Source organism: Microbacterium sp. Cr-K32, assembly GCF_000708345.1.
Taxonomy (GTDB): domain Bacteria; phylum Actinomycetota; class Actinomycetes; order Actinomycetales; family Microbacteriaceae; genus Microbacterium; species Microbacterium maritypicum_A.
In genome coordinates this window covers 30508-46507 of sequence record NZ_JARD01000008.1, presented here as the reverse complement: position 1 = coordinate 46507, position 16000 = coordinate 30508, and the positions used below count along the sequence as shown (strand labels likewise).

Annotated in this window: 14 protein-coding genes; 6 read left to right on the top strand and 8 right to left on the bottom strand. The window is 70.1% G+C overall.

What is annotated here, in order from left to right:
• Positions 1 to 57 precede the first annotated feature (57 nt).
• The 3 genes from GZ64_RS0101565 to GZ64_RS0101555 form a co-directional block, all read right to left on the bottom strand.
• Positions 58 to 672: a CYTH domain-containing protein gene (locus GZ64_RS0101565; protein WP_029258373.1), complete on the bottom strand. Its 615-nt coding sequence runs from the start codon at positions 670 to 672 to the stop codon at positions 58 to 60.
• On the bottom strand, positions 665 to 877 hold the full coding sequence (locus tag GZ64_RS0101560; protein WP_029258374.1) for a hypothetical protein: 213 nt from the start codon (positions 875 to 877) through the stop codon (positions 665 to 667). The genes GZ64_RS0101565 and GZ64_RS0101560 overlap by 8 nt, the downstream gene beginning before the upstream one ends.
• Before the next feature lie 65 nt (positions 878 to 942).
• Positions 943 to 1413: a prepilin peptidase gene (locus GZ64_RS0101555; RefSeq protein ID WP_029264901.1), complete on the bottom strand. Its 471-nt coding sequence runs from the start codon at positions 1411 to 1413 to the stop codon at positions 943 to 945.
• Positions 1414 to 1539: 126 nt separating this feature from the next.
• Between GZ64_RS0101555 and GZ64_RS0101550 the strand changes: the two genes are divergently transcribed.
• From GZ64_RS0101550 to GZ64_RS0101540, 3 genes are read left to right on the top strand one after another with little or no spacing between them, the layout of a single operon-like run.
• On the top strand, positions 1540 to 2358 hold the full coding sequence (locus GZ64_RS0101550) for a hypothetical protein (RefSeq protein WP_029264899.1): 819 nt from the start codon (positions 1540 to 1542) through the stop codon (positions 2356 to 2358).
• Positions 2355 to 3893, top strand: coding sequence for a DNA polymerase Y family protein (locus tag GZ64_RS0101545; RefSeq protein WP_029264897.1), 1539 nt, complete (start codon positions 2355 to 2357; stop codon positions 3891 to 3893). Before GZ64_RS0101550 ends, GZ64_RS0101545 begins: the two co-directional genes overlap by 4 nt.
• Entirely contained in the window at positions 3893 to 7357 is a 3465-nt protein-coding gene (locus tag GZ64_RS0101540; RefSeq protein ID WP_029264896.1) for an error-prone DNA polymerase, read from the top strand. Before GZ64_RS0101545 ends, GZ64_RS0101540 begins: the two co-directional genes overlap by 1 nt.
• Before the next feature lie 16 nt (positions 7358 to 7373).
• On the opposite strand, the gene GZ64_RS0101535 is transcribed toward GZ64_RS0101540, so the two are convergent.
• From GZ64_RS0101535 to GZ64_RS19955, 3 genes are all read right to left on the bottom strand, one after another.
• Positions 7374 to 7757 carry a hypothetical protein gene (locus GZ64_RS0101535; RefSeq protein ID WP_029258379.1) on the bottom strand — a complete coding sequence of 128 codons (384 nt, stop codon included), beginning with the start codon at positions 7755 to 7757 and terminating at the stop codon, positions 7374 to 7376.
• A gap of 288 nt (positions 7758 to 8045) precedes the next feature.
• Positions 8046 to 8420: a DUF2255 family protein gene (locus tag GZ64_RS0101530; protein ID WP_029264895.1), complete on the bottom strand. Its 375-nt coding sequence runs from the start codon at positions 8418 to 8420 to the stop codon at positions 8046 to 8048.
• Positions 8421 to 8464: 44 nt separating this feature from the next.
• The gene (locus GZ64_RS19955) at positions 8465 to 9103 is read right to left on the bottom strand and encodes a TetR/AcrR family transcriptional regulator C-terminal domain-containing protein (protein WP_051667802.1); all 639 of its coding nucleotides are present in this window, start codon (positions 9101 to 9103) and stop codon (positions 8465 to 8467) included.
• A 186-nt stretch (positions 9104 to 9289) separates the two neighbouring features.
• Here GZ64_RS19955 and GZ64_RS0101520 point away from each other — a divergent pair, with 186 nt between their 5' ends.
• The 3 genes from GZ64_RS0101520 (at position 9290) to helR (ending at position 14359) form a co-directional block, all read left to right on the top strand.
• Entirely contained in the window at positions 9290 to 10525 is a 1236-nt protein-coding gene (locus GZ64_RS0101520) for a hypothetical protein (protein ID WP_029264892.1), read from the top strand.
• The gene (locus GZ64_RS0101515) at positions 10522 to 12111 is read left to right on the top strand and encodes an amidohydrolase (protein WP_029264890.1); all 1590 of its coding nucleotides are present in this window, start codon (positions 10522 to 10524) and stop codon (positions 12109 to 12111) included. The genes GZ64_RS0101520 and GZ64_RS0101515 overlap by 4 nt, the downstream gene beginning before the upstream one ends.
• A 115-nt stretch (positions 12112 to 12226) precedes the next feature.
• On the top strand, positions 12227 to 14359 hold the full coding sequence (gene helR, locus GZ64_RS0101510; protein ID WP_029264889.1) for an RNA polymerase recycling motor ATPase HelR: 2133 nt from the start codon (positions 12227 to 12229) through the stop codon (positions 14357 to 14359).
• A gap of 21 nt (positions 14360 to 14380) precedes the next feature.
• On the opposite strand, the gene GZ64_RS0101505 is transcribed toward helR, so the two are convergent.
• Positions 14381 to 15184 (bottom strand): ABC transporter ATP-binding protein, encoded by an 804-nt coding sequence (locus GZ64_RS0101505; RefSeq protein ID WP_156040307.1) that lies wholly within the window; start codon positions 15182 to 15184, stop codon positions 14381 to 14383.
• Positions 15185 to 15201: 17 nt separating this feature from the next.
• Positions 15202 to 15870, bottom strand: coding sequence for a FadR/GntR family transcriptional regulator (locus tag GZ64_RS0101500; protein ID WP_029264886.1), 669 nt, complete (start codon positions 15868 to 15870; stop codon positions 15202 to 15204).
• Between the last annotated feature and the right edge of the window lie 130 nt (positions 15871 to 16000).

Genomic DNA, 16000 nt, shown 5'->3' with positions numbered 1-16000 from the left:
CACTCAAGCACTGCGCACCGTCTCGGGGGAAGGGGTTGCGCGCGACCGCGGCCTGCCCTAGAAGCCGAGCGCCCGCGCAAGCTTGGAACCGGATGCCGATTCGCGGCCTCCGGCTGCGCGGACGGCCTGCTCAACGGCGTCGAAGAACAGGGCACGCCCCGCGTCATCGGACGGCGCCGCGGGCCCGAGCTCCATCTCCCATTCCCGCCATTCGCGCAGCACGTTCTGACGCAGGTCGGTGGCGCGCACCCGGTCGTCGACGAACTCGGCGACGACCCCGCCGGGGCCCGTGAGCAGATAGGCAGTGCGGTCGTTCTCGATGCGTGCGAGCGGGGTGAGGGGTGCGCTCGTCCACTCCGAGACGGTCTCTGCGACGGCGGGAGGAAGCTCATCGCCCTCGCCCAGCGGCCAGCCGATCTCGAGTCGCCCGTCACCCTGCCGCGGACCCTTCACATGCCAGCCCTCATCGGGCCCGCCGGTACGACGACGCAGCGCCACGCCGCTCTGCGAGAGAGCACCGTCGGCGGTGTCGAAGTACCGGGCATCCAGGATGCGCTCCTCGCCGGAGGTGACGGTGTCGACTCCGGGGATCGCGTCCCAGTGCGGCAGCGGCGTCTCGAGATCGACGTCGTACTTGCGCTCGACCTCGACCGTACGGGACGGTTCAGTCATCGTCGAGCGTGAGGTCCTCGAGAGACTCTTCGAACCAGTAGTCGATCTCGGTGGGCCCATCGTTGGGGCCGGTGTTCTGCGGTCCGCCTCGGCGGTTGTACACCACCTGCGTCTCGCTGTAGGGGACGATCAGCTTGTCGTCCGCGTCGCCGAGAGGGATGATCTGCCCGTCGAGCGGGCCTCCGTGAAGCCGTGCGAGTGCCATGTGCTCAGGGTAGCGCCGTCGGTGCGGTATCCGGGCGAGGCATGCGGATTCCTCCGAGGGCGGCGTCATCCGAGGACGACGCCGAGAAGGGCGCCGGCGATCATCCACGGCCCGAAGGCGATGCGCGTGGAACCGTCCGCTCTTCGCAGCAGGATGAGCATGAGCGCGTAGAGCGCCCCCAGCACGAAGGCCGCTGCCGCGCCGACCGCCAGCGCCTGCCAGCCGTGCCATCCCAACACCAGGCCGATGACGGCGGCGAGCTTCACGTCTCCCCCACCCATCCCCGCACGGCTGATGACCCGCAGCACCGCGTAGAAGCCGCCGAGCAGCAGCATGCCGAGGAGGGCACGGAGGAACGGCCCGCTCTCCCCCGTGCACAGGGCATCGATCGCGCCGAGTCCGATCAGGGAGGCGAGCGTCGGCAGCACGATGCGGTTCGGGAGCCGGTGTGTGCGGACGTCGATCGCGATGAGCCAGGTCCCGACGCCCAGCAGGAGACCGTGCACGAGGACGACGAGGGCGAGTCGGATATCCATCCCCGCAGAGTAGGAGATAGCCGACCGCTGCCCCGACCCCCTGTGGACAACCCCTGGCCAATGTCCGATGTACGAACTATCGTCAGTCGGACCCCTTGGTATATTAGAATATATCTTCGAGAAAGGATGCAGGTGATCGGGCTCGATGCCATCGCCCCGCTCTCCCCGGCGGGCGATTCCCGCGCGGGAGAAGTGCTGCGACTGCGCCGCGAGATCAGCCGGATGCAGCGGCGACGCAGCGAGCACGCGCTGCTCCCCCTCGACCCCGCCCTCGCCGCCCTCCTTCCGGAGGAAGGGTTGCAGACCGGCACCTCCTACACCGTCTCCCCGTCACCGAGCCTCGTGCTCGCGCTCCTCAGCGCGGCGTCGCAGAAGGGACTCTGGTGCGCCGTGGTCGGCATGCCGACCCTCGGCGTCGAAGCGGCCGCCGCATTCGGCATCGACCTCACCCGACTGATCCTGGTGCCCGCACCCGGCGATCGTTGGCTGGCGGCGACCTCCGCCCTGGCCGAAGTCGTTCCCCTGATCGTCGTGACTCCCGGCTCACGGGCTCGCGACGCCGACGTCTCCCGGCTGAGCGCGCGCCTGCGCGATCGCGGATGCACACTCCTGGTCACCGAATCTCCCGGCGTCGAGCGCTGGCCGCAGACCGAGGGGACGATTCGCCTGCACGACCCGCACTGGCACGGCCTCGGTGCCGGCTGGGGACTGCTCTCCGACTGCACGGTCACGGTGACGGCTCGGACACGGCACAGCCCTCGCCCGTCGAGCGTGCGCGTGCAGCTGCCGGGCGGACACGGCGCCGTCGAGCCCACCGCCGTCGAGCCCATCGCCATCGCGCCCGCTGCCGTCGACCTCACCCCGCTCTCCGCCCCTTCCCACGAGTCTCCCGTGCCCGTCGAGCCCGTATCGCTGGAGCTCCTGCACTGGGCGGAGGCCGGATGAACAGCCCGCTTCGCGTCCTCGTGCTGTGGTTCCCCGATTGGCCGATGCGGGCCGTCCTCAGCAGCGCACCCCCGCATCCCCCCGCAGCCCTGGTGCAGGCGAACACGATCGTCGCGTGCACCGCCTCCGCCCGGGAACACGGCGTGCGCACCGGCCAGCGTCGCCGGGTCGCGCAGGGGCATCTCTCGTCACTGCGGGTGCTCCCCCATGACCCCGAGAGGGACGAGCGCGCCTTCCTGCCTGTGCTGCATCTGATCGAGAGACACGCCCCTGGGGTCACGCTGCTGCGACCGGGGCTCGCGATCCTCCGCGCCCGGGGCATCTCCCGCTACCACGGAGGAGAGGCGGAGGCCGCAGAGGCACTCACCGCCGTCCTGACGGAGGCCGGTTTCCCCGAGGTACGTGCGGGGGTCGCCGATGGTCCCTTCACGGCGGAGATCGCCGCGCGCGGTTCCGCCGCGTGCACGGTGGTGCCACCGGGGGGCTCCCGGGAGTTCTTGGCGCCCTACCCCGTGCAGGTGCTGCGCGACGAACAGATCACCGGTCTGCTCGTCCGCCTCGGAGTGCGCACCCTCGGCGAGTTCACCGCCCTCGCCCCTCTCGACGTGCGCGATCGCTTCGGCGAGCACGGCGCGCGCCTGCACGCGCTCGCGGCCGGCGCCGACTCCCGGCCGCTGACGCCGCGCCCACCCGACCCGGAGCTGGCGCGGCGGATCGAGTTCGACTCCCCGCTGGGCGGAACGGATCAGGTGGCCTTCGCGGTGCGCCGGACGGCTGATGCGGTGATGCTCGCTCTCGGCGACGTCTCACTCGTCTGCACCGAGGTGCGAATCGAGCTGACCGACGACAACGGGGCCGTCTACTCCCGCTCCTGGCTGCATCCGACCTGCTTCGACGCCTCCGACCTGGTCGACCGGGTGCGGTGGCAGCTGGAGGCTCTGGCCGCGCAGTCCGCCAAGGAACCGGTCGACGAGGCGCGGGCTTTCGGCGGCATCATGGCGGTGCGCATCATCCCCGCCGCCGTCGATGACGCCGCGCATCACCAGCCCGGTCTCTTCGGCTCCGGCACCGATGAGCGCCTGCACCACGCGGTCTCGCGCGTGCAGACCATGCTGGGCCATCAGGGCGTGGTCACCGCCGCCGTCGCGGGTGGGCGCTGGCTCGCCGACCGGCAGGTGCTCACGCCCTGGGGAGAGCGCACGGTCCCTCCGCGCGACCCCGGCTCCCCCTGGCCGGGAAGCCTTCCCGATCCGCTGCCCGCCGAGGTCTTCCTCCCCCCGCGCCCCATCGCGGTGCTCGCCGCGGATGAGAGCACCATCGGCGTCGACGAACGCGGGGCGCTCTCGAACGACCCCGCCCGCATCGAGGGAGCGACCGTGCAGGCATGGGCCGGCCCCTGGCCGGTGCACGAACGACGCTGGACCTCGGGCGGAGGGAAGCGAGGGCACCGGCTCCAGATCGTCGACGACCACGACCGCGCGTGGCTGGTCTTCCACGCCGGCGAGCGCTGGTGGGCCGAGGGGAGGTATCGCTGATGGGGTGGCACAATCCCCCCTTGTCCTGGAACGAGCTGGAGCGCACCCTCAGCGGCGAGGAGTCACCCTCGCCTCCTCCCGGCTCCGAGCCTCGAGGGCAGCGGACGGACCCCGGACCGGTGAGCCGTCGCCGCACGCGCACGCCCCCCGTCGCCGCGCCCCGACCCGAAGACCCGATCCCCTATGCCGAGCTGCACGCCCATTCGTCGTACTCGTTCCTCGACGGCGCCTCCTCCCCGGAAGAACTCCTCGCCGAGGCCGACCGCCTCGGGCTGACCGCTCTGGCCCTCACCGACCACGACGGCTTCTACGGCGCCGCGCGCTTCGCCGAGGTGGCCGGCCTCATGGAGAGCCCGCTGCAGACGGTGTTCGGAGCGGAGCTCTCCTTGGACCTGCCCGCACCACAACGGGGTCACGCCGATCCCGCCGGCGAGCATCTGCTGGTCCTCGCCCGGGGCACGGAGGGCTATCACCGGCTCTCGGGGGCGATCACCGCGGCGCAGCTGCGCGGCGGTGAGAAGGGGCGCCCGGTCTACGACCTCGACGATCTCGCCGCACGTGCGGGCGGGCACTGGACGATCTTGACCGGATGCCGCAAAGGCGCCGTGCGCCGCGGTCTCGAGGCCGGAGACGCCGCCCATCCGCTGCGGTCGCTCGTCGACCTGTTCGGGAGCGAGCACGTCGCCGTCGAGCTCTTCGACCACGGAGACCCCCTCGACACCCGTCGCAACGACACCCTCGCCGAACTGGCCCGTCGGATGCGGCTGCCGGTGGTCGCGACCAACAACGTGCACTACGCCACGCCGGCGCAGGCGCCCCTCGCCGAGGCCGTGGCCGCGGTGCGCGCGGTGCGCAGCATGGACGAGCTCGACGGGTGGCTGCCCTCTCACGACGGTGCACACCTGCGCAGCGGGGCCGAGATGTCGGCGCGCTTCCGGCGCCACCCCGGAGCGATCTCGTACGGGCTCGAGCTGGCCGCGGCATCCGCCTTCCCCCTGCGCCTCGCACGACCGGCGCTGCCGCAGCAGAAGGTGCCGGAGGGGCACACGCCCATGAGCTGGCTGCGCCATCTGGTCTGGGAGGCGGTGCCTACGAAGTACCCGCGACTGGACGACGACGGCCGGCACCGGATCGCGCGCGAGCTCGACGTGATCGAGGAGAAGGACTTCCCCGGGTACTTCCTGATCGTGCACGGGATCGTCACGGAGGCACGACGGCTCGGCATCCTCTGCCAGGGTCGGGGGTCGGCCGCGGCGAGCGCGGTCTGCTACCTGCTGGGGATCACCGCCGTCGATCCGATCCTCTACCGTCTCCCCTTCGAGAGGTTCCTCGCGACGACCCGCACGGAAGAGCCCGACATCGATGTGGACTTCGACTCCGACCGCCGCGAGGAGATCATCCAGTGGGTGTATCGGGAGTACGGCAGGGAGCGGGCGGCCCAGGTGGCGAACGTCATCCAGTACCGCCCGAAGAACGCGGTGCGGGATATGGCCAGAGCGCTCGGCCATTCCCCCGGCCAACAGGACGCATGGTCCCGCCAGGTCGACGGCTGGGGCGTGGGTCTGGAGCCCGTCGAAGGACACGACATCCCCGAGAACGTGCTCGCCTACGCGGGAGAGCTGCTGAAGGCTCCTCGGCATCTCGGCATCCATTCCGGTGGCATGGTGCTCACTGCACGCCCGGTCGGCGAGGTCGTTCCCGTGGAGCACGCCCGCATGGAGAACCGCACGGTCATCCAGTGGGACAAGGACGACTCCGCCTTCATGGGACTGGTGAAGTTCGATCTGCTGGGTCTCGGGATGCTCGCCGCCCTCCAGCACTGCTTCGACCTGATCCGGGAGACCACAGGCGAAGAGTGGACGCTCGAGAGCATCCCCAAGGAGGAGGCGGGGGTCTACGACATGCTCTGCCGTGCGGATTCGATCGGAGTCTTCCAGGTGGAATCCCGCGCGCAGATCGGGCTGCTCCCCCGTCTGCAGCCGCGGAGCTTCTACGATCTCGCCATCCAGATCGCGCTCATCCGCCCCGGACCCATCCAGGGTGGCGCTGTGCATCCTTTCGTGCGGCGCAAGATGGCGAAGGACCGCATCGATGAGGAGAACCGGGAGCGCGCCCTGCGCGGCGAAGAGCCGGTGGAGTTCCTGATCCCGTATCCGCACAGCGATCTGGAGGACATCCTGAAACGCACGCTGGGCATCCCGATCTTCCAGGAACAGCTCATCCAGATGGCGACGGCGATCGGCGACTGCACGGCCGATGAGGCGGACCTGCTGCGCCGGGCCATGGGCTCCAAGCGCGGCCTGGAGAAGATCGAGAAGGTCAGGGACAAGCTGTACGCGGGGATGGCGCGGCGCGGACTCGTCGATGAGGCGGCCGATCGCATCTACGCGCAGATCCAGGCGTTCTCCAACTTCGGCTTCGCCGAGTCGCACTCCCTGTCATTCGCCCTTCTCGTCTACGCCAGCTCCTGGCTGAAGCTGCACTACCCCGCCGCGTTCCTCGCCGGCCTCCTGCGCTCGCAGCCCATGGGCTTCTACTCCGCAGCGACCCTCACTGCCGATGCGCGACGGCACGGGGTCGAGGTCCACCGCCCCGATCTGCATGTCTCCGGTGCGACAGAGACCCTGGAACCACTCGCCGGCGCCTCGGGGAACGGGCCCACCGGCCGGGACGAGTGCCTCACCGACCCTCAACCACCTGTCCTCCGCTTCGACCGTGCGGCACCGGATGAGTCGGCCGCGCACCGCAGGGACGGGGAGTTCGCGGTGCGACTGGGGCTCGGCGGCATCCGTGGGATCGGTGTGCCGATGGCGGAGAGGATCGTCGCCGAACGCGACGCGAACGGCCGGTACCGTGACTTGAACGACCTGGTGCGACGAACGGATGCCACCGCCGCGCAGCTGGAGGCCCTCGCCACCGCCGGCGCCTTCGACTGTCTGGGCCTGGAGCGTCGAGAGGCCATCTGGATGGCCGGCGCCGCGGCGGACGACCGTTCCCGGTTCCTCCCGGGGACGACGGTCGCGGTGCAACCGCCCCTGTTCGCCGATCAGACCAGCTACGAGCGTCTCTCCGCCGACCTGTGGGCGACCGGCGTGTCGACCGACGATCATCCGATGGCGCACTTCCGCGACGAGTTGCGCGCGCGCGGGGTTCTGACGGCGATCGACCTGCAGGGACACGAGGTCGGTCGACGCATCGAGGTCGCCGGTCTGGTCACCCACCGTCAGCGACCCGCGACGGCCGCCGGGATCACCTTCGTGAATCTCGAGGACGAAAGCGGCCTGGTGAACGTGGTCTGCTCAGCCGGGGTCTGGAACCGCTACCGCCGGGTCGCCCGCGATTCACCGGCACTCATCATCCGCGGCATCCTGGAGCGATCTGCGGAGGGCGTGGTCAACGTGCTCGCCGATGGGTTCGAGGATCTTCGCACCGGTCTCACGCATCGGTCCAGGGACTTCCGCTGAGGACGGCCGCCCCGACTCACCAGAATCGCTCGGGCTCCTCCACGGGAGGACGGTCGGCTCCACCCCAGCGGTCCGCCTCGGCCTTCGCGGCGTCGGCGGCTGCGTCGGCTTCACGGAGAGCGACCTTGGCGCCGGTCGGACCGGGCCCGATGGGGTCGACGAGCAGCGAGGTGTGCGCGCCGGCGCCACCCATCGTCACGGTGCAGCGCAGGACGCGCCCGATCCAGCGGGAGAAGTCGCCACTCGGGTCTTCTGCGCGTCGATAGCGGATGCCCGTGTCGAGGTCGACGATGGCGAGGACGACCGGTTCGTCGGTGAGCGGATCGGTCTGCTCCGTCACCTCGATGCGATGGCCGTGGGCGATGGCGACCTGAGCGGTGAGCACGAGCAGTCTGTCCATGAGTCCACCCTAGAGAAGGCCGTCAGGAAGACAACAGGGAGTCCCTCACGAGCAACATTCGTAAATTTCTTTGTCCCCCAAATGGCGGACAAGCGGATTAAGCGATATTCTGCTCTTCGTAGCGGGGGCTACGAGGCTGAGGACTGGGGAATCAGCCGTGAGCGCAGCGATATCTTCGCCGCCTCCCCTACCGTCCGGGAAGGGCGGTGAGCCCTCTCGACGACACCGTCTGGGGCGGGTCATCGAGAGGGCCAATCTCCCCGGTCGACGCGACGCATCGCGACACGGTCAGTCGAGCGGGATGACCTCGAGCGTGTTCGAACGCACCGGCTCCTGACCCATCTCGGGAGCGTATGGGCTCGGCATGTACTTGCGGAGGTACTCGGCATCGATCGCGGCGTTGATCGCCTCATCGCCGACCCTCTCGAAGCGGACATCCTTCGTGACGCCACCCGCGGAGACACGTCCGCGCAGGCTGGCCAGGGCCGGGGCGTACCACTTGCCCGCAAGTCCCGTGTAGGAGCGGACGAACAGACGACCGTCGACCGCGACCGCCCAGATCCCCACGGTCTTCGGCATGGTGCCGTCGTCGAGCTGCGCGGAGAGATCGAACATCTCCGGCTCGGCGATGCGGCTGAGCTCGTCAGGGTTCCAGGTCGTCATGGGTCCTCCTCGGTATCGACGGATGCGGCAGAGTGCATGCTACGTCAGAACCGGGAAGACGCCTGACCGGTCACGGGCGGAGTGCCGACGAGGCGCGCGCGCAGCGAGTCGAGGAGCAGGCCGACCCCGAGCTCGAATGTACGATCCGACCGCGCACTCCCGCGCTCCGCACCGTCGATGAGACGCCCCAGAGTGCGCGTGCCGCCTTCGGGCTGCCAGACCTCGTCGGGAGAGGCGAGATCGAGACCGAAGCCGATCGCGAAAGCGTCGATGACGGCGATCACCGAGAGCACCTCATCGTCGGGGAAGCCTCCGTCGACGAGCACGGATGCGAGATCGTCGTATGCGGCGATGACCGCCGGGTGCGTGATCGTCTTCCCCACGAGCATCGGAACGAGCTGCGGGTGGTCTGCGTACATCCGGCGTTGCGTGCGCAGCACCGCGAGCACGAACTCGTCCCAGGGCTCGCCGTGCCACTCGACGCGGTACCCCTCCACGAGTTCTCCGCGCATGAGCTCGAGGATGCCGTCCATGCCGTCGACGTGGTTGTAGAGCGATGACGGGCGCACGCCGAGCTCGCGGGCGATGGCGTTCACTCCGAACGGCTCGCCGGCTCTCGCGAGCGCGAGACCCGCCGAGCCGATGATCTCCGGGGACAGGAGCGGGGAGGAAGGCCTCGGCATCGGGGACTCGCTTTCTCCGGCGGACCGGGTATGAGATCTGGGGGTTCCGCGAGAACCCTCATCTGTGCATAATAATGAACACCATTCGTTTACGAACACCATTCGTTTACGCCTCGTGCCCCACCCGCCGCACGTCCGCTGTCTTCCCTCTCTCCGCACAATGCCGTGCCGACTCCCTGGAGCCCCATGACCACTCTCGATCTCCGCACCCGAATCCCCCTCCGCTTCCCGACGGCGACGGCGACGTTCGCCATCGGGATCGCGGGGTACCTGGGCGTCAATCTGTCGCCCTACATGATCACCGCCGCGCAGACAGGCCTCGGCCTCGACGTCCTCACCGCCAGCTGGCTCGTCACCGCGACCCTCCTGCTCACCGCGGTGACCGGCTTGGCCATCGCCCCGCTGTGCGCCGGGGTGCATCGCCGCACGGTCGCGCGCGCCGGGCTCGGCCTCGCCGTCGTGGGCTTCGCGACCGCGGCCCTCGCGCCGGCGGCCATGCTTCCCGGGCTGCTCCTCGGCGGCGCCGGAGCAGGTGGCGCGGTCGCCGCATCGGGCGCGGCGCTCGCCGCTTTCCGCAACCCCGACAGGGTCGCCGGCTTCAACGGGCTCGCGAACCGCGGAGTCATCACGGTGGTCCTCGCCGTGATCCCGCTGATCGGCCTCGCCCCTCTCGACGTCTTCGGTGCGCTGGCGCTGTTCAGCCTGATCGGGCTGATCGCCTCGGCATGGCTTCCCGCCGCTCCGGTCCTCGCCCCGCAGGCGGGGGCGGCCGTCGCCGAGGCGATGCCGATCGAGATCCCTCCGACAGGCACCGTGCGCACCTCCCCCGCCCGCTCGCGGACGGTGACGATCGCCGGTCTCGGACTCCTCATCGTGTTCGCCCTGTGGGCGGCGAGCGAAGACTCCCTCTGGGCGATGGCGGGCATCATGGGCGCGGAACAGGCCGGCCTCACTCCGGAAGGGCTCGGCATCGCCCTCAGTGGCGCAACGGCCGGGGGACTCCTCGGCTCGCTGCTGCTCATGATCGTCGGAGCCCGATTCGGGCGCGCGGTTCCCCTGGTCGTCCTGCTGGTCGCCGGGGGCGCACTCAAGATCGTGGAGGGGTTCGTCACCGATCCCACCGCCTTCATCGTGGTGTTCATCGCCTGGAACTCCATCTACGCCATCGCGTTCATGTACTTCGTGTCGACGTCCGCGGCACTGGATGCCGACGGGCGCTGGTCGGGACCGCTGCTCGCCGTCTACCTGGTCGGGTCGGCGCTCACCCCGGTCATCGGCGCGGCCCTCGTCGGCGCCCTGGGATATCAGGGATTCGCGGTGGCGCTCGGCATCGCGAGCTTCATCCTGGCCGTCCCCACCGGGGCGATCGCCCTCATCTCGACCCGTCTGGAACGCATGACCGCACAGGAGATCGACGCATGACCCGCACCCTCTACCGCAACGGCCGCATCTTCACCGGGGACGAATCCCGGTGGAGCTCAGCGCTCGTGGTCGACGACGACGCGTTCGTGCATGTCGGCACCGAGGAATCGGCACCGCACGCCGATGCGGTCGTCGATCTCCACGGCCGCGTCGTGCTCCCCGGATTCACCGACGCGCACACCCACCTGCTCATGATGGGCGAAGCGCTCGGACAGGTAGGACTCACGGACGCCTCCTCTCTCGAGGAGATCCAGCGCCGGCTCCGCACCGCGCGCGAGGCCGCGCCCGGTGTGCTCCGCGGACGCGGATGGCTGTTCGATGCGATCCCCGGCGGTGAGCCGACAGCGGCCATGATCGATGCGGTCGTCTCCGACATCCCGGTCTACCTCGACGCGAACGACTATCACTCGTGCTGGGTGAACACGGCCGCGCTCGCCGAGCTCGGGATCACCCGCGACACCCCCGACCCCATCGGCGGCCGCATCGCCCGCGATGCGGCCGGCGATGCGACCGGGATGCTCTACGAGACCGCCGCGCAGCTGCACGCCTGGGCTCATCGCGACGCCACGACCACCGATGCGCAGCGCGATGCGGCGGTCGAGCGGGTCGTCTCCGCGTACCTCGCCGCCGGCGTGACCGGAGCCGTCGACATGGCTTTCGACGAGCTCGGGCTCGCCGCCCTCGGTCGTGCGGCCGCTCACGGCAGCCTGCCACTGCGCATCGCCGCGCACTGGTTCATCGTCAACACCGGCGACGATGCCGCGAACCTCGCGCAGGTCGCGCAGGCCGCCGCCCATGCGTCCTCGACGACGGCGGGGGTGCGGGTGCTCGGGATCAAGCTCGTGCTCGACGGGACGATCGACGCGTGCACGGCCGCCATGCGGGCACCCTACGCCGACGGGACGAACGCCGCGCCGATCTGGCCCGCCGAACGCCTGCTGCCGGTCGTCGCCGCGGCGGACGCCGCAGGACTGCAGATCGCGATGCACGCGATCGGCGATGCGGCGAGCACCCTCGCCCTCGATGCGATCGAGCATGCGGTCGCTGTGAACGGCGACCGCCAACGACGGCACCGCATCGAGCACCTCGAGTACGCGGCGCCGGGGACCGCGGAGCGGATGGCACGGCTCGGAGTGACGGCGTCCATGCAGCCCGTGCACGCCGATCCCGCGATCTTCTCCAACTGGGCGGCACAGGTCGGAGACGAACGGGCCGACCGCGCGTTCGCCTGGTCGGAGTACGACGAGGCTGGCGCGCTCCTCGCCTTCTCTACCGATGCTCCGACGGCGCCGCATGAGGCCATGGCGAACATGTACGTCGCGGCTACCCGTGCTTCAGCTCTGGCTCCGGGCGTGCCGGCGATCCATCCCGAGCAGGCGCTCCCCCTGGAGCGTGCGATCGCGCATGCCACTCGGGATGCCGCGGCCTCGATCGGCGACGGGGACTGGCGCGGCCGTATCGCTGTCGGATATGCGGCCGACTTCGTCGTTCTCGATGTCGACCCGTTCGAGGGGGATCCCGCTGCCCTGCTGACGACCCGCGTGGTGCGGACCGTGATCGCCGGCCGCACGGTGCACGAGGCGTAGCTCTCCGTCTGCATTTCCAGGATATCGCCGAGGTGGGGGCTTGCCGCAAGGCCCCCACCTCGGGGCAGAATCGACCCTCGCTCGTGCGAACTGCGCGCGGGCGTGAAGGAGATCCATGCCTTTCGACCCCTTCCATCTCCCCGACGATCTGCGCGCGAAGTCGACGGCAGAGCTCATCGACGCCGACCGCGATCACCTCCGCAGGATCGACGACGCCCTCGAGGCGCATCGGGCCGACGTGACGTCACGTCTGGCCGAGGTGCGTCAGCGTTCCGCCCGGTTCGGAGACGCGGCCGTGGAACGCGACCTCGAGATACGTCGCCTGAGCGGACGACTGCGCGTGCTCGAGCGCTACGGCACCGACATCTGCCTCGGTCGGATGACCCCGGAACACGGCGACCCCGTGTACATCGGCCGCACAGGCCTGGCCGCCGCCGACGGCACTCGGCTGCTGATCGATTGGCGGACCCCGGCGGCAGAACCGTACTTCGCGGCGACCATGGAGGATCCGCGCGGGCTCCTGTCCCGACGTCGATACCGGTGGGTCGACGGACGGATCAGCGACTACTGGGATGAGGCATTGACCGACGCCGCATTCGACGGTTCGGCCTCGCTCGACGACCAATCCGCCTTCATCGCCAGCCTCGGCGCCCAACGCACGTCGCGCATGCGGGACGTGCTGGCGACGATCCAAGCCGACCAGGACGCGATCATCCGCGCGTCTTCGCCCGGCGCACTGGTCGTCGAAGGTGGACCCGGCACGGGAAAGACCGTCGTGGCGCTGCACCGCGCCGCGCACCTGCTGTACGCCGAGCCGCGACTCACGCAGAGCGCGGGCGGCATGTTGCTCGTGGGGCCTCACCCGCACTATCTCGCGTACGTCGAAGATGTGCTGCCCAGTCTCGGCGAGGACGCCGTACGGCTCTCGACCCTGCGCGATCTGGTCCCGGAAGGAGCAGCGGCCGTGGACGAGCAGGATGCGCGGGTGGCACTGCTCAAGGCCGCCCTCGATCCCGTCGCGATACTCGATGCGGCGGCGACGTGGTTCGAGCGCCCTCCCTCGCACGCGATGCGCATCGAGTCGCCGTGGGCCGACCTCTGGATCAGCCGCGAGGAATGGACGGCACTGTTCTCCGGCGCCGACCCGGCGGTCTCGCACAACGTGGCGCGTGACGAGGTGTGGGAGGAGATCCTCGAGTTGCTGACAGACCAGGTGCACGACGATGACGTGCCTCCCCACATCGTGCGACGGTGGCTGCGACAGGACGAGGAGCTCACCGGGACGTTCGTGCGCGCCTGGCCGATGCTGTCCCCGACCTCGATGGTCGCTCGGCTGTGGAGCTCCCCCGACTTCTTGCAGCGCTGCGCTGCGAGCCTCTCGCCCGGAGAGGTCGCGGCTCTGCAGCGCGAGGACCCCGAGAAGTGGACCGTCGCCGATCTCCCGTTCCTGGACGCCGCGCGCCGGCGGATCGGCGATCCCGACGCCGTCCGCGACGAGCACCGCCGCCAAGCCGTCGTCGCCTCGGCGCAGGAGCAGATCTCCCACGTTGTCGACCACCTGATCGAAGACGATGACAGCGAGATGAAAGTGATGTCCATCCTTCGCGGACAGGATGCGAGGAACGTGCTGCTCGGCGTCGACGCTCCGCCCGCGCTCCCGCCGGACGAGCTGGCGGGGCCGTTCGGGCACATCGTCGTCGATGAAGCGCAGGAGCTCAGCGATGCGGAATGGCGGATGCTCCTCGCCCGCTGCCCCTCACGCAGCTTCACGATCGTCGGAGACCGCGCACAGGCGCGGCACGGCTTCACCGAGAGCTGGGAAGCGCGGCTCACCCGCATCGGCCTCCGCGATGTCCGGATCGCCCACCTGGGCGTGAACTACCGGACTCCGGCCGAGGTGATGGCGGCGGCAGGACCGGCGATCCTCGCGGCGATCCCGGACGCCAATGTGCCGACGTCGGTGCGCGAGAGCGGAACGCCCGTGCGATACGACGTCGTCGCCTCGCTCCCCCGCCTGCTGGATGCCTGGCTCGATGAGCACCCGGACGGGATCGCGTGCGTCATCGGCGCCCCGGACCTCGCCCCGACAGCGCGCGTGCGATCGCTGACTCCCGAGGGGGCGAAGGGCCTGGAGTTCGATCTGGTCGTCCTGGTGCGCCCGGAGCAGTTCGGTGACGATGTCACCGGCGCCGTGGACCGGTACGTGGCGATGACCCGGTCGACACGGGAGCTGATCGTGCTCCGGTGAGCATGCCCGGGCCTCTCACGTTCAGCCCACGAGCACCCGACCGGCACGGGCCTGCCATCGCTCATCGCGATGCTCGATCCGGATGGGGTACTCGAACGCCGCGGTCACGAGGGCGGTCGTGAGAACATCGCTCGCCGCCCCCTGCGACACGACCTCCCCCTTCGAGACCAGGGCTGCGTGAGTGGTCGACCCCGGCAGTTCCTCGAGGTGGTGCGTCACGAGCACCGTCGCGAGATCGGGTTGCGCGTCGTGCAGCAGGTCGAGGGTCTCGAGGAACTGCTCCCTGGCGGCGACATCGAGACCGGTGGAGGGCTCGTCGAGCAGCAGCAACGCGGGGTCGGGCAGAAGGGCTCGCGCGATCAGTGCCCGGCCGCGCTCCCCCTGCGACATGGTCGGCCAGGTGGCGTCCCGCCGCCCGCCGAGGCCCAGCAACCCGATGAGGTGGTCCGCCCTCGCGATGAGCGACGGCGACGGCTCCCAGCGGTTCATCATCTCCGTCGTCCCCGTCGCACCGGTCAGGACGACCTGCCGCACCGTCAGCGGCGAGCGCAGCGGATGACGAGGGTTCACATGTCCGATCGATTCGCGCAGCCGGCGGATCTCGACCCGCCCGAGCTGCTGACCGAGCACATGCACGGACCCTCGGGTCGGGTGCGCCTCCGCGCCGCACATGCTCAGGATCGTGCTCTTGCCCGCGCCGTTGGGTCCGATGAGGGCCCAATGCTCCCCTGCACGGACGGTGAGGTCGACGCCGGTCAGGATCTGGCGCGAGCCGCGGATGACGTCGACACCCCTCAGCACCAGCACGTCGGACGGGCGGTTCACGCGAGGCTTCTCCTCGGTCATGCCAGCGCGTCCCGCAGTGTGAGGAGGTGTGCACGGCTCCGCGCGGCAGCAGCGCCCTCGTCGCGGTCGACGATCGCGTCGACCTGGGCGGCGTGGGCGTCGTGGTCGGCATCGTCGCCGAACTCCCGTCGGATGCGGAGCATCTCGACCATGGCTTCACGCAGCCGGGGGGTGAAGCTGTCGAACAGGTCGAGGAGGACGGCGTTGTGCGACGCGGCGACGACCGCGCGGTGGAACGCGGTGTCGGCATCGACGTGACTGTCGATGTCGGACCTATGCGCATCGCGATCGGCCAGGGCGCGGCGGATGCTGCGCAGGTCTGAGGGCGTGCGTCGCGCGGCGGCGAGCGCGGCGGCTTCGGTCTCGATCGCGATGCGCGCTTCGATCACTGCGACGATGCCGGCCTTTCGCAGCACCGCGTCCCAGTCCTCGGGCGCATCGAGCGCGATGACGAAGACGCCTGCGCCCTGTCGTGAGGCCAGCACCCCGCGCCCGGCGAGCTGGCGGATCGCCTCGCGCACGGTGGAGCGTCCCACTCCGAGCTGCGGCGCGAGCGTCGTCTCCCCGGGGAGCTTCTCCCCCAGTGCCCATTCTCCGGCGCGGATCCGTTCCAGCAGGAGTGCCGCAGCCTGATCCGCCAGGGGTTCTCGCCTCACCTGTGCCATGCGCAATGCCAGCCTCTCGTCTACTTGTCTGAGGAGTTGTGTTACAGTCTAGCCATGTTCTCGTCAGAGCACCTTCTTCTTCGTCGCCACGGCGGGACGTAGCCGGACCGGCTCCCCGTCGTGGAGTCGA

Excerpts from the sequence above, each read along its gene's own strand:
- GZ64_RS0101565 (WP_029258373.1), bottom strand. The coding sequence starts at position 672 with ATGACTGAACCGTCCCGTACGGTCGAGGTCGAGCGCAAGTACGACGTC.
- GZ64_RS0101560 (WP_029258374.1), bottom strand. The coding sequence starts at position 877 with ATGGCACTCGCACGGCTTCACGGAGGCCCGCTCGACGGGCAGATCATC.
- GZ64_RS0101555 (WP_029264901.1), bottom strand. The coding sequence starts at position 1,413 with ATGGATATCCGACTCGCCCTCGTCGTCCTCGTGCACGGTCTCCTGCTG.
- GZ64_RS0101550 (WP_029264899.1), top strand. The coding sequence starts at position 1,540 with ATGCAGGTGATCGGGCTCGATGCCATCGCCCCGCTCTCCCCGGCGGGC.
- GZ64_RS0101545 (WP_029264897.1), top strand. The coding sequence starts at position 2,355 with ATGAACAGCCCGCTTCGCGTCCTCGTGCTGTGGTTCCCCGATTGGCCG.
- GZ64_RS0101540 (WP_029264896.1), top strand. The coding sequence starts at position 3,893 with ATGGGGTGGCACAATCCCCCCTTGTCCTGGAACGAGCTGGAGCGCACC.
- GZ64_RS0101535 (WP_029258379.1), bottom strand. The coding sequence starts at position 7,757 with ATGGACAGACTGCTCGTGCTCACCGCTCAGGTCGCCATCGCCCACGGC.
- GZ64_RS0101530 (WP_029264895.1), bottom strand. The coding sequence starts at position 8,420 with ATGACGACCTGGAACCCTGACGAGCTCAGCCGCATCGCCGAGCCGGAG.
- GZ64_RS19955 (WP_051667802.1), bottom strand. The coding sequence starts at position 9,103 with ATGCCGAGGCCTTCCTCCCCGCTCCTGTCCCCGGAGATCATCGGCTCG.
- GZ64_RS0101520 (WP_029264892.1), top strand. The coding sequence starts at position 9,290 with ATGACCACTCTCGATCTCCGCACCCGAATCCCCCTCCGCTTCCCGACG.
- GZ64_RS0101515 (WP_029264890.1), top strand. The coding sequence starts at position 10,522 with ATGACCCGCACCCTCTACCGCAACGGCCGCATCTTCACCGGGGACGAA.
- helR (WP_029264889.1), top strand. The coding sequence starts at position 12,227 with ATGCCTTTCGACCCCTTCCATCTCCCCGACGATCTGCGCGCGAAGTCG.
- GZ64_RS0101500 (WP_029264886.1), bottom strand. The coding sequence starts at position 15,870 with ATGGCACAGGTGAGGCGAGAACCCCTGGCGGATCAGGCTGCGGCACTC.